Consider the following 13726-nt stretch of genomic DNA (forward strand, 5'->3'; position numbering starts at 1 on the left):
CTCATCTCGGTATCCACAATGGACCCGGCTCCACGGATTCCCCGCACGCCAGTGAGTGATCGACTACGATGGCCGAGTTAGGTAAGCCTTACCTCAGGGGACTTCGTTGCGGCTGTACCTTGCCACGCTCAATCCCACCGATTCGGTCATCTCCGGGTTCCTGCCCGCGGCGGACGCGCTCGGCTGGGACGTGACGATCCTGACCGACCGGCCCGAACGATACCCCGGGCACGAGACGATCGGGACCGGCGTCCGGGACACCCGAGCGCTGATCGACACCATCGCCCGGCACCATCCCCCGGACGTGGTGTTCACCAATTCCGACCATATCCAGGCGGAGATCGCCCTCGCGGCGTCCTATTTCGGCCTGCCTGGTAAGGATTGGCGAGCGTGCCTGACGACCAAGAACAAGTCCCTAACGCGCCGCGCGCTCGCCCTGGCCGGGGTGGAGTCGGTCCGTTCTGTACGGCTGTCGCCCGGCGATCCGCCACCCCTGGAATGGCACGGCCCCGTGGTGATCAAGCCACGGGAGGGTGTGGCGAGTGAGGACGTGATCCTGGCACGGAACGCGCGCGAACTGTGGACCGCCGCGTCGGCGATCAAGGCACGGCGTCCGGGCGAGACCCTGGTCGCGGAGGAGTACCTGGAAGGCCCGCTGCTGACCCTGGAGACGTTTGGGGACGGGCAGGAGATCCGGGTGCTGGGCGGATATCGCACGACATTGGGGCCGTTGCCGCATTTCATCGAGGAGCGTCTGGATTGGGAGCCTGACGGTCCGGGTCGGGAACATGTCCTGGCGGCGCTGAACGCCCTCGGAGTCGGCTTCGGCGCCTGCCACACCGAATACGTCCTGACCGCCGCGGGCCCCCGAATCATCGAGATCAACTACCGCGTCATCGGCGACAACTGCGACTTCCTCCTCGCCGACCTCCTGAACATCCCACTTTTCGAGTGGATCCTGCGACTGCACGCCGGGGAGCCGATTGCCGATTTAGGCGAAATATCGCCCGAAGGCATAGCGGCTGGGAAGGATGCCGGAACGCGGGATGGGCAACATCGAGGCACCCGAGCCGACAGTGCCGGGACACAGGATTCCGCGCGGGAATCCATCACCCACAGCGGCACAGCGCACGAATCCATCACCCACGGCGGCACGGCGAAGGAAGCCGTCACCCACGGCGACATGGCGCAGGGAGTCATCGCGCCCGGTCGCATGGGGCACGGTGCCACGGTCAGTCTGCTCGCTGATCGGAGCGGGACGATCGTCGCCGCGCCGCCCGCGCAGGAGCTGGCGATCGGGTCCGCGCGGGTCTGGCACAACCCGCTTCGGGCGCTGGGCGACTACGTGCAGCTCACCCATACCAACCGCGACTACCTGGGGCTGCTCCGGGTGGTCGCGCCCGATCCGGCGGCCGTCGACGACGCCGTGCGCCGGTTCCGTGAGGAGCAACCATGGGTGATCTCATGATCTCGCTGCCGCGACGGCGGGGCGGGCGGGCGGTCCCGGCGCGGGAGGCGTACTTGGCGGCGCGGGTGCTGAACGCGCTGCTGCGGGAGGACTACGGCGGGCTGGCAGCGCGGGTCACCCGCGACAAGACCGGGGTCGCCCTAAAATTGGCCTCCGGACGCAGGGTCCGCCTGACATCGGGTGGTTTCGCTGGCCTATTTCAGGACTTCGTCGTGTCTTCTGATGAGGAATTGGAGCTCGACGAGGTCCTGGAAACCCTGGCCGACGTCGCCGAACCCGAAGACACCGCAGGCGTGGCGGCATTCGCCGAGGAATGCCGGGAGACATTACTCGCCCTCGATTTGTACGCCGCGCACGACATCGAGTCCGGTCTCCTCGCGGATCTCCCGGCTAGTGATGGCGGAGTCGGGCATAGCCCGGGGAAGGGCGGTCACACCGGAAATGGCGGAATCGATCAGAGCCCTGAAAGGGACGGCCATGCCGGAAATGGCGGAGTCGGGCGGAGCCCGGGAAGGGGCGGCGGCGGGGCCGGGCGGAGCCCGGGGGAAAACAAAGGGCTGGGTGGGTGGGAGAACCCCGGTGTCCTGCGGCGCGAGAAGATCCAGATCGATCGGACGACGATCGGATATGAGTCGTTGGCGGCGTGTGTCGATCATCCGATTTATCCGACAGCGCGATGCCGGTCGGGGCTGAGTTCGGCGGAGTTGTTGGCGTACGCCCCGGAGTTCTCGCCGGTGTTTGAGTTGCGGTGGGCGGCTGTTCCCGAGGACGCCGTGATCTCGCGGGGGGTTGGGGAGTTCTGGCCGGGGTTCTCCGAGGTCGGGTTGCCGGAGTTGGGGGCGCATGTGCTGTTTCCTGTGCATCCGTTGTCGGTGGGGAGTCTGCCTGGGGTGATCATGGGGCCGGTGCCGTATCTGCGGGTGCGGCCGACGTTGTCGATGCGGACGGTGGAGGTGGATTCGCGTACCCATCTGAAGTTGCCGTTGGCGACCAGCACGCTGGGGGCGCGGAATCGGAGGTCGATCCGGCCGGGGACGCTCAGGGACGGCGCCGAGGCCGAATGGTTGCTGCGGGGGGTGCTCGATCGGGAGCCCGGGTTGCGTGTGCTGCTCGCCGATGAGCAGACCTACGGGCACGCGGGCGAGGAGTATCTGGCCTGGATGATCCGCCGCCTCCCGGAAGGCGAGATCGTCTCGGTGGCGGCGCTGGCCGCCCCCGGCGTGCTACCCGATCTCGCCGACCGTCACTACCGGGGGGATATCACCGCCCTGCTCAGGGACTACCTGTCCGTCCTGTTCGCCTGGAATGTCACGCTCTTCGTCCGGTACGGCATCGCGCTCGAAGCCCACCAGCAGAACCTCGCCCTCGTCTTCGGCGATGGCCCGATGCACCTGCTGGTCAAGGACAACGACGGCCTGCTGGCGGCACCGGACCGGCTGGCCGCCTCCGGCCTTGAGGTGCCCGCGTTTGGGGATCAGCGCATGTTCACCGACGACCCGCACGCGCTCGCCGACGTGTTCGTCACGATCACCCTGCATCTGGCGGCGGCCGCGATCACGGTCGGCGCGCTCGGCGAAGCGGACCTGGTGCGGGAGATCCTCGCCGAAGCCCTGGACGCCTTCGGCGACGACCCCACGGCCAGGCTGCTCAGGGCCAGAACCCTGGACGCGGCCAGACTGGTGGGCAAGTCGATGGTCACCGCAGGCACTCTGGTCGACAAGCACCGCACCGGCGCCAGGGATATCAACAAGTTCTACGGCACCAGTGGCCCCAACTATCTGCTGATCACGCAAAGGAGCGTGTAAATCCATGAACCGCCTTGTCGCCGACCGTGTCGACTCGATCGCGGAGTCGGCTGCGGAGATCGCGGAGCGAGCCACGGTGGCCGCGCTGTTGCGGTGTTGCGTGCGTGAAGTGGCCGGGCCGCGCGGGCGGGTATGGCCGTCGGACGACCATCTCCTGCTGGAGCTGAGCGGCAGGTGGTTGCGGACCCAGACGAGTGGCGGGATCGCGTTGCGCCTGGAGCGCGGTGAGTGGCTGCATGACGGGGTCTGGGAACCGCTGAGCTCCACAACGCTGGTCGAGCTGATCATGACGGAGCTGGGTGGGGACAATCCGGAATTCGCCGAGCAGGTGGCGTCCAGCAGATCCGTACTGGAGGTGCTGGCCCTGGTTCGGGAGGAGGTCGCGCCGTCGCAGGATCCGTGGCTCGCTTCCGAGCAGTCGCTGCTCTTCGGGCACGCGTTTCATCCCACGCCCAAGGCGCGGATGGCGGCGAAGGGCGACTGGCTGAGCTACGCGCCGGAGGCGTACGCACGGTTTCCGTTGCGGTTGCTGGGGGTTCGGGCCGATCTGGTGGTCGAGGAGGGCGACCCGAGTGCGCTGGATCGGCTGGGGACCGCTCCGGAGGGGTATGTGCTGCTGCCCGTTCACCCCTGGCAGTACGAACTGCTCGACCTGCCGATGGACGGACGGCTGATCGATCTCGGTTTCACGTCCGGACTTTCGACGCCCACCTCGTCGGTGCGCACGGTCTACGAGCCGGATCTGGACAAGTGCCTGAAGTTCAGCCTGGATGTGCGGATCACCAACTGCGTGCGGAAAAACGCCTGGTATGAGCTGTCCGGGTCGGTGGAGTTGTCGCGGCGGCTGGAGCCGGTGTTCGCGGATCTGGCGGAGGCGTTTCCGGGGACGCGGTGGCTGCCGGAGCCGGGGTATCGGTCGGCGGATCTGGGGACCGCGCTGCTGGAAGGGCTCGGGGTGCTGGTGCGGTGCAGTCCGTGGGGGCGTTCGGGGAGCGGGGTGACGCCGGTGCTGGCGGGGGCGCTGGCCGTGCGGGAGCCGCGGCGGGCGGATCCGATGGCGTGGTGGGTGGCGTATGTGGAGCGGGTGGCGTTGCCCGTGTTGGATGCATATTTCCGGCATGGGGTGGTGTTGGAGCCGCATCTGCAGAACGTGCTCGTCGGTCTCGACAGTGAAGGCATGCCGGTGGAGGCCGTGTTTCGCGACCTGGAAGGGACGAAACTCGTCGGTCATGATTTATCGGGACTTGCTCCAGAAGTGGCGGCCGCACTGGAGTACGACGCCGAACGCGGCTGGAACCGAGTCGTCTACTGCTTGTTCGTCAACCACCTGGCCGAGATCGCAGCCACCCTCGAAGGCCCCCTCACGCTCCGCGACCTGTGGGCGGCCGCCCGCGACCTCCTCACCTCCTACGCCGACAGCCGCGGCTGGCCACCCCCGCTAGCCGACCTACTCGCCGGCGTCCCCCTCCCCGCCAAAGCCAACCTGACCGTCCGCTGGTCCCGCGCCGCCGACCGAACCGCCACCTACGTGCCAGTGGCCAACCCACTGTCGAGGCCCGCATGAACCCCCAACCCGACGGCGACCCCACCGCCCCGACCACCAAGAGCCGGATTCACCCGCGACCCGACGATCCCAACGGCCAAGACCGGATGAACCCGCAACCCAATGACGACCTCACCGCCCCGACTATCAAGAGCGGGAATCACCCGCGACCCGACCACCCCAACGGTCGAGACCGGGTCGACCCGGATCGCGCGTCTATCCCTCGACCTCCCCTTGATGCCCGGACAGGCCTTCGTGAGTATGCCGAGCGACTGGGGGACGTTCCGGCATATGTCTACGATCTGCCCGGGTTGGACGCGCATGCGGAGGCGATACGGCGGGCGTTGCCGGGGATTGAGATCTATTACGCCGTCAAAGCGAACCCGGATCCGATGCTGTTGCGGGTGATCGCGCCGCATGTGGATGGGTTCGAGGTGTCATCCGGGGGTGAGTTCGCACACGTGCGATCAGTGCTGCCGAAAGCCAGGATGGCCTTCGGCGGGCCCGGCAAAACCGACGCCGAATTGGATCTCAGCCCTTACCGGCTTCATGTGGAAAGCCCCGGTGAATTGCGGCGGCTGCTCCAGCGATCACAGCCTGTGGACGTCCTGCTGCGCGCCAATCTGGACGTGCCACTGGGCGGAGCCGCCCTCGCCATGGGCGGCGGGGCTACACCGTTCGGCATGGATCCCACCGGTATCGAGGAATGCCTGCGACTTATCAGCGGTCCGGTGCGGTTTCGCGGCCTACATGCGCATCTGGCCAGCGGCCTTGACGCCCCAGACCTGCTCAAGCTGGCGACAGCGATAATCGGGTACGCCCGGCAGATCGGCGCTACCGAGATCAATCTGGGCGGCGGCATGGCCGTGGACTACCAGGACCCGGAACGACGATTCGACTGGCTGGAATACGGCCGGGGTCTGGCCGGGTATCCGGAAAAACTCCGAATCGAACCCGGACGAGCGATGACCGCGTATTGCGGCTGGTATCTAACCAAGGTCCTCGACATCAAGCGGGTACACGGCGAACTATTCGCCATCCTCACCGGCGGAACACACCATCTCCGCACACCCGTCACCAAGGGCCATAATCAGCCATTCATCGTGTTCAGCTCTTCTGACCACCTGGAGGAGCAGTCCACAAACGCAGGCTATTCCGACCGTCTGGGGAGGATGTCCGCAGGCTCCTTCGAGCATCCGGAGGAGCGGGCGATAACTGCGAGCTCTTCCAACCCGCCCGAAAGGGGCGCCACAACCGCAGACTCCTTCGAGCGTCCGGAGGAGCGGGCCATAACTGCGGGCTCCTCCAACCCGCCCGAAAGAGGCGCCACAACTGCAGGTTTTTTCAACCAACCCGAGATGTCCGCGACTGGAGGCTCTCTACGAGGGCCCGAAGAGACGGTCACGCTGGTAGGGCAGTTGTGCACGCCTAAGGATGTCTTCGCGCGGCGGGTCAGGGTGTCGTTGGAGGTGGGGGATGTTGTGGCGTTTGGGATGGCAGGGGCGTACGCCTGGAATATCTCTCACCATGACTTCCTGATGCACCCAAAGCCTGATTTTCACTACATTTCGGGAATTTCGTAGATCAGGGCGGTTAGGTCTTCGGATTCCATGAGGTCGACTGGGCGGACGGTCTGGTTCGCCCGTACATAGTGGAAGGCGGCGCCGACCTTCTCCAGTGGGGTGCGGGAGAGTTGCGCCCAGGCCAGCCGATATGCGGCCAGCTGGATCGCGGCCGTGCGAGCGGCTCCGCCTCGGGGGCGTTCGCCGGTCTTCCAGTCGACTACGACATATCCGTCTCGTTCCCGGAAGACGGCGTCCATCCGGCCACGGACCAGCCGGTCGGCGATCACGGTCTCGAATGGGACCTCCAGGTCGACCGGTGTCTGGTCGGCCCAGCGGCTTTCCTCGAACCTGGCGCGCAACTCCGTGAGGCGTAGATCAGCCTCGGAGATCGCGTCGGCCGCTCCGGGCAGTTCGAAGTCGTCGAGCAGGCGCTGCTGTCCCCAGCGGGACTCCAGCCAGCGGTGAAAGGACGTGCCCCGGCGGGCCAGCGGAGCGGGTTTGCGCGGCAGCGGACGGCGGATCTGTCTGGCGAAACCCGACGGATCCTCGGCAAGTGTGACCAGCGACGACACCGACAGCCGCACCGGAAGTTCGACAATGCCGGACTCGCGCCGACGATCGCGTTCGCGGAGCAGGAGTTCGGTGTCGCGCGACCACGAGCGCATCCGTTCACGCTCCCACTCCTTCACCTCACCCTGACCTTCCTCCGACAACCCATCCATCGCCTCGGCGACCATGTCGGCCCCCTCCCTGATGGCATCCCGGACGACCACCTGCGGCCAGTTGGCCTCCGGCGGCTCCGCCAGCAGCGGGTTCTCGTCGACCTCGCCCTCGGTCCAGCGCGGCACGGCGGTGGCGTGCTCCTTGATCTCCTGAAGGAATTCGGAGGGTTCGAGCGGCTTGGACGAACTCCCCCAGCGGTAACCGGAGGCGATCAGCAGATAGTGCGCACGAGTCACCCCGACATACGCCAGCCGCCGCTCCTCCCGAAGGTCCCGTTCCCGGCAACGTTCGTCGAAATCGGCCAGCGCCTCCTTATCGAGACCGGTCAACTCGGGCAGATCAGCACTGTCCCCACGCAGCACGTAGGGAAGTTTGCGCGGATTCTCCGTCCACCGCGAGTTGGTAACCGGAGTCGCCGGAAAGATACTGCCCTTCCCCAGACCACCGCGCTGCGTGGTCAGCTGGGACAAGCCAGGCACAACGACGACCGGCCATTCCAGACCCTTGGCCGCATGCACGGTCATCAGCTTCACGCTGTTGGTCTCACCGACTCGACCCTGCTCCAAGCCGAATTCTTCGCTTTCCGCCGCTTTGATGTAAGCGAGGAACGCGCCCAGCGTGGGATCCTCCGCGTCACCGGCGAACCGCCCGGCCGCGTCCTGAAAGGCGTCCAGGTCGGCGCGAGCCGCCAGCGGGCTGCCACCCCGGGCGGCCACCTCCACATCCAGACCGAGCCTGCGCTCCACCTCACCTATCAGGTCAGGCAGCGGCTGCCCGGCGTGAGCGCGCAGCAGACGGAGCTCCAGCGCCAGAGCGGGCAGCCGCTCCTGCGCGAGCTCGGAGAACCTGGCCCGCCACTCCTCCTGGTCAGGCAACTCGTCCAGCGCATCGATCAGGCTGCCCCGCTCAGCCTCCAGATCGGCGACAACCTGCTGCAGGGGGTCCTGTCCGGGCCGGTGCCCGGCGTCATGGTTCAGCTCCCGGGCCAACTCCCCGAGCACCTTCAGGTCCGCCGGTCCGATCCGCCAACGTGGCCCGGCAAGCAACCGGACGAGCGCGTCGCCCGCAGTCGGGTCGTACATAACCCGAAGCGTCGCCACAATATCCGCCACTTCGGGCACGGTCAGCAGACCGCCCAACCCCACGACTTCCACCGGAATATCCCGCGCTTCCAGCGCACGCCGGATCGCCGGAAACTGCGATCGTTTGCGCGCAAGAATCGCCACATCCTGGGGTTGTACGGCATTCGCCCCCCCAAACACACTGGACTTCGCCTTAGCGCGTTCGCCCTCCCCCCACGGAAGGCCGTCAGGCGCGGTCTCCTGCCCGAGCGTCCCAGCGATGCCCTCCGCGATCCAAGCGGCCTCGTCCTCGGCGGTCTCATGGAAAGCACAGATCACGCGACCCCGATCGGCGCGATTCTCACCCGGAACCAGGACGGGCACCTCAGTCGCCTCCCGGCGCAATTCCACCTGAACCCGAGCGGCCACATCCAGAATGCGCTCACCGTTGCGAAAACTCACCGAAAGCTGCCGAATCGGAGCAAGCTCGCCACGCGAGGTACGGAAATCCTCCGGAAACCGCGTCAGGTTCCCCGCCGACGCGCCCCGCCAGCCGTAGATCGACTGGCAGGGATCGCCAACGGCGGTGACCGGATGCCCGCCACCGAACAGCGCGCGCAGCAGCACAAGCTGGGCGTGACTGGTGTCCTGGTACTCATCCAGCAACACCACCGTGAACCGCTCCCGCTCCAGCTCCCCCACATCCGGATGATTCGCCGCGATCCTCGCCGCCAGCGCCATCTGATCGCCGTAGTCGATGACCTCCCGCCGCCGCTTGACCCGCTGGTACGCCTCAACCAACGGCACCAACTGCTCCCGTACCAGCTGCACCTTGACCGGTTTCTGCTGCGGCAACGTGACCCGCCCGGACAGCGCCGCCAGCCGTTCCCGCAGCCAGTCGCCGGTGCGGTAGACGTCATCCGGTTCGCGCAGATGCTCCGACAGCTCGCCCGCCAGCTCGAGCACGGCGGCGGTCACGCTGGCCGGGCCAAGCTCGACGTGATCCATCGGGCCGTCGTACTGGCCGACCACGCGGGACGCCAGCTGCCAGGCCACGGCGGGCGTCACCAGCCGCATCGTCGGTTCCATCGCCTCGCGCAGCGCGTGGTCGGTGACCAGCCGTGCGGCGTACGCGTGATATGTCGAAACCGTGGGCTCGGTCTCCAGCTCGGCGATCAGACCCGCCGAGACCAGCCCGGTCAGGCGTTTGCGCACCCGTTCGGCCAGCTCGCCCGCCGCCTTGCGGGTGAAGGTCAGCCCGAGGATCTGCTCCGGCCTGGCGTACCCGTTGGCGACCAGCCAGACCACGCGCCCGGCCATGGTCTCGCTCTTGCCGGAACCGGCGCCCGCGACGACCACCATCGGCTCGCGGTCGGCCTCGATCACGGTGGCCTGCTCGGGCGTGGGCGGCAGCACCCCGAGCTTGACGGCCAGCTCATCCGGAGTCAGCACACCTGGCCTCCGCTGTCGTTGACCGGGCAGGAGATCTTGGCGGCGCAGGTGCGGCAGCCGTCGTTGACCTTGGCGACGAAGAGCTGGGATGACATCCCGGCGGCCACGGTGGTGACCAGGTCCTCGGCCCAGCCGGGGTCGGGGTCGTCGCGGAGCGCGCCCTGGCGCTGTTCCTTGGCGTCCTTGCCCGCGGCCTTGCCGAGTTGCACAAGCGCGGCGCCGCCGGGCTCGACCAGGCCGTGGCGTTTGAACGCGCCGAGCAGGGTGGCGAGCTGGTAGACGCCGAGCTGGGGGTGCCGGTCGAGTTCGTCGTCTTTGGGTTTGCTCGTGCCGGTCTTGATGTCGATGATCACCGCGCGGCCTTCGCCGTCGCGTTCGACGCGGTCCACGCGGCCCTTGATGACGACGCCGTCGGAGACGACGGCGGTGAACGCCTCCTCGGGGGCGATGAGTTCGCGGGGGTTCTCCGCGTGCCAGCGGAGGAAACGTTCGACCATCTGCTCGGCGACGTGCCGCTGCTTGCGGTTGAACCAGAGGCCGCCGAAGTCGAGCTCGTCCCAGATCTCGTCCAACCGGCCGCTGAGGGCGTCGACGGGATTGTCCTCGGCGGCCAGCACGGCGATCGCGTGGATGATCGTGCCGAGGCTCTGCGAGACGCTGGCGCTGCTCGCGCCGACCGCTGTCTCCAGGACCCAGCGCAGGCTGCATTTGGTGAAATTCTCGACGGCGGACGGGGAGATGCGGACGATGTCGTCGGGCCAGGCCAGGGGGCGGTCGTCGGAGAGTTCGGTCAGGGCATACCAGGTTTTGGGGTCGGCGCCGGGGATCTTGGCTTCGGCCAGGCGGGCCAGGTGGCGGGCGGCGGCGCGGCGCAGCGGTTCCGGGCGGGACTGGTCGCAGACGGTGGCGCGCAGGTCGGCGACCAGGGCGGGCATGCTGAGCCAGCGGGCGCGGTCGTCCACGGTGGCCGCCTCGAGTTCGCCCGGCAGCAGTTCGGCCAGGAACCGGGACGGCCGCTCCTCGGCGTCCTCGCCGCCCACCGCGGTGACGACCAGCTTGCGCTTGGCCCGGGTGGCGGCCACGTAGAACAACCGCCGCTCCTCGGCCAGCATCTTCGACCCCAGCGCCGCCTTGACCGCGTCGGTCCCGTCCAGCCCGGACCCACCGGCCACCTCGACAAGCGTCTCAGTGCCCAGCAGGGACCCGCGCAGCCGCAGATCCGGCCAGATCCCTTCCTGTACGCCGGCGACGACCACCACGTCCCATTCGAGCCCTTTGGAGCGGTGTGCGGTGAGAATGCGTACGGCCTCGCCGTCGGGCGCCTGCTCGGCCAGCGAGTCGGCCGGGATCTCCTGCGCCACGAGATCATCGAGAAAGACCTCGATCCCCGCTTTCGGGAGCCGGTCCACGAACTTGGCCGCGTAGTCGAACAGCGACACGACCCCGTCCAGATCCCGATCGGCCTGCGCCCCCCGCGTTCCCCCGCCCAGACTGACCGACGTCCACTTCTCCGACAGCCCCGAAGCCTGCCAGACCTCCCACAGCACCTCTTCGGCCGTCCCCGACTTCCGCGCCGCCTCCCGCGCCACCTTCAACAACCGCGCCACCCGCTCCGCCGGCACCGCCACATGCGGCTCCAGCAGCCCCAACTCCCGCTCATCCCGCAGCGCCGCGATCAGCATCTCATCCGACGACCGCATCCCAAACGGCAACAACGGCTGCCGCGCCCCATCCTCCTGCCCCAGACCGTCGGCACCCTGCTCCGCCGAGCCCAGACCGTCCGCACCTCCGGCACTCAAACCATCGGCATCCCGCTCACCCAGACCGCCAGCGTCCCTCCCCCCCGCTCCCAAACCACCCGCATGCCCCTCACCGAGACCCTCGGCACTTTCCTCCCCCGCGCCCGGACCATCGGCATTCCGATCACCCAAATCACCGGCATCCCGCTCGCCTAGGCCGCGAACGCCCCTCTCGTCCTCGCCCAAACCATCGGCTTCCCCGTCGCCCAGGCTGTCGGTGCCTTCCTCCCCCGCGCTGACGACGGCTGGTCTGTCGCCCACCACGACCACCTCCCCGTGCGCGGCGGCCGCCAAGGCCTCATGTTCCGCGATCCGGAGCGCCCGCCGCAGCCGCCGTACGCCGATCATGTCGGTGGCTCCCACCGGCCCGGTCAACAACTCCTCCGCCGTGGCCACATCCAGCGCCGAAGGCCGGACCGCGGCCCGGAGCAACGTCACCAGCGGCCGGACCCCCGGCTCCTGGATCAGCGGAACCTCATCCCCCGCCACCACGACGGGAACCCCCACCGTCAGCAACGCCCGCCGTAACGTCGGCACCTGCCGGGTAGCACTCCGGACCAGCACAGCCATCCGCGACCACGGCACGCCATCAAGCAAATGCGCCCGCCGCAGCACATCCGCGACGACCGCCGCCTCCTGGCTCTCACTATCCGCCAGGATCACCCGGACGCTCCCGGGCTCATCATCATCGGCCGCCACCAAATCGCGATGGCCGCCCCTCTTCCCTACGATTCGGACAGGGTTTCTCCCCACCCCGCCCGTTATCGACGCTGCCGCTGAGGGCCCTCCCTCGATTGGTGGACGTGACGGTGCAGATGAAGAAGACCCGCCCGGAGAGCCGGAGGATCCTCCAACCCACGCATCGCCATCAGACTGGCCGCGCTCACCCCCACGCCCGGCGAACGAGGAGCGGCCCTCAGCGGCAGCGTCCAAAAAGGGCGGGTGTGTGGGGAGAACCCCCGGTTCGGTTGGGATATCCCAGAGGGTGGGCTGGATGTAGAGGTCTCGTTCGTTGGTGGGCATGGGGGCAGAGGGGAGGCGGGACGCGATTCGGCGGGAGGCCGTCAAGAGGTCGGAGCCGCTTCGGCGGGAGAGGTGGAGGGCGATCACTGGGGCCTCTTGGCCGGTTATGGTACGGAAACGCTCGGGAAATTTGAGGATGCCCTGGACATCGGCACCGCGGAAGCCGTAGATGGACTGGTCGGGGTCGCCGACGGCCACCAGGTTGCGGCCCTGGCCCCCGAGTTGGCGAAGGAGGGACTCCTGGGCGGGGTCGGTGTCCTGGTACTCATCGACGAAGATCCAGTCGTAGGCGGCGCGTTCGCGAGCGCGGGGTTCGCCGTGGCTGAGGAGGCCGGCGGATTCGCGGATGAGTTCGGCGTAGTCGAGGCTGGGAGTCGGGTCGAGGTCGAAGCGGTCCTCGTACCTGTAAGAGAAATGGCCGGCGGCTTCCCAGTCGGCGCGGCCGTGGGTCCTGCCAAGGTGGATGAGGGCGTCGCCGTCCAGGCCACGTTCGGCGGCGCGGGACAGGAAGTCGCGAAGTTCTTCGGCGAAACCTCGGGTTTTGAGGCCTTCGCGCATACGTTCCGGCCAGAGCCTGGCACCGTCTTCGAGTTCGCCATGCAGGAGTCGGCGGACTTCGAGAAGCTGTTCCGGGCCGGTCAGCAGGCGGGGCGGAGGCTCATCGGCGAGCAGGGCCTCACGGCGGAGCAGCGCGTAGGCGTAGCTGTGAAAGGTCAGGGCCAGCGGGGTTCTGGTGGTCCTCCGGAGCCGGGCGGTGATACGTTCGCGCAGTTCACCGGCGGCTTTGCGGCTGAAGGTGAGCACCAGGACGCGTTCGGGATTGATTCCACGTCTTTCGATCCGCTCGACGACACTCTCCACTAGGGTGGTCGTCTTACCGGTCCCCGGACCCGCCAGCACGAGCAACGGCCCGCCCCGATGATCCACCACGGCACGCTGATGCTCGTCGAGCACGGGAGCGACCCCACGCCCCACACCCCCACGCCGCACCAGCCGGTAACTCATAGCCCTTCATTCCACCAGATCGCGGGGACAGATCGTGCACCCTTGACGGCACGCTAACCCCGCCACCCCCACAGACTCGCCAACGACACGACCCCAGCCCGTTTCGGTCTATCTCAGGACAATCAACGCGTGGTTCTCGTACGAACCGCAGCCGGAGCACGTGGTTGTTCCCACCCGCCCACCCTTGATTTGTTCCGGGGCTTCCGCCCCGACCCCCGGGATTGCCCACTCCGGGGGCTTCGCCCCGCCCTTCGGCCAGCGCAAACCCCTACAACACATCCC

Annotated in this window: 6 protein-coding genes; 4 read left to right on the plus strand and 2 right to left on the minus strand. The window is 67.8% G+C overall.

Annotated features, from left to right (window positions below; translation table 11 throughout):
• Nucleotides 1-106: 106 nt before the first annotated feature.
• The 4 genes from Aple_RS52945 to Aple_RS55880 are packed head-to-tail and all read left to right on the plus strand — an operon-like array spanning nt 107 to nt 6399.
• Nucleotides 107-1468, plus strand: coding sequence for an ATP-grasp domain-containing protein (locus Aple_RS52945; protein WP_174889971.1), 1362 nt, complete (start codon nt 107-109; stop codon nt 1466-1468).
• Nucleotides 1453-3273 (plus strand): IucA/IucC family protein, encoded by a 1821-nt coding sequence (locus Aple_RS46180; protein WP_246265371.1) that lies wholly within the window; start codon nt 1453-1455, stop codon nt 3271-3273. Before Aple_RS52945 ends, Aple_RS46180 begins: the two co-directional genes overlap by 16 nt.
• Before the next feature lie 4 nt (nt 3274-3277).
• Entirely contained in the window at nt 3278-4837 is a 1560-nt protein-coding gene (locus Aple_RS46185) for an IucA/IucC family protein (RefSeq protein ID WP_155351151.1), read from the plus strand.
• Nucleotides 4834-6399, plus strand: a complete 1566-nt coding sequence (locus tag Aple_RS55880; protein WP_281361704.1) for a type III PLP-dependent enzyme domain-containing protein — start codon at nt 4834-4836, stop codon at nt 6397-6399. Before Aple_RS46185 ends, Aple_RS55880 begins: the two co-directional genes overlap by 4 nt.
• On the opposite strand, the gene Aple_RS46200 is transcribed toward Aple_RS55880, so the two are convergent.
• Nucleotides 6378-9617: an ATP-dependent helicase gene (locus tag Aple_RS46200; protein ID WP_174889973.1), complete on the minus strand. Its 3240-nt coding sequence runs from the start codon at nt 9615-9617 to the stop codon at nt 6378-6380. The genes Aple_RS55880 and Aple_RS46200 overlap by 22 nt on opposite strands.
• Entirely contained in the window at nt 9611-13444 is a 3834-nt protein-coding gene (locus Aple_RS55260) for an ATP-dependent helicase (protein ID WP_246265373.1), read from the minus strand. The genes Aple_RS46200 and Aple_RS55260 overlap by 7 nt, the downstream gene beginning before the upstream one ends.
• Between the last annotated feature and the right edge of the window lie 282 nt (nt 13445-13726).

It is taken from the genome of Acrocarpospora pleiomorpha, from assembly GCF_009687885.1.
Taxonomy (GTDB): domain Bacteria; phylum Actinomycetota; class Actinomycetes; order Streptosporangiales; family Streptosporangiaceae; genus Acrocarpospora; species Acrocarpospora pleiomorpha.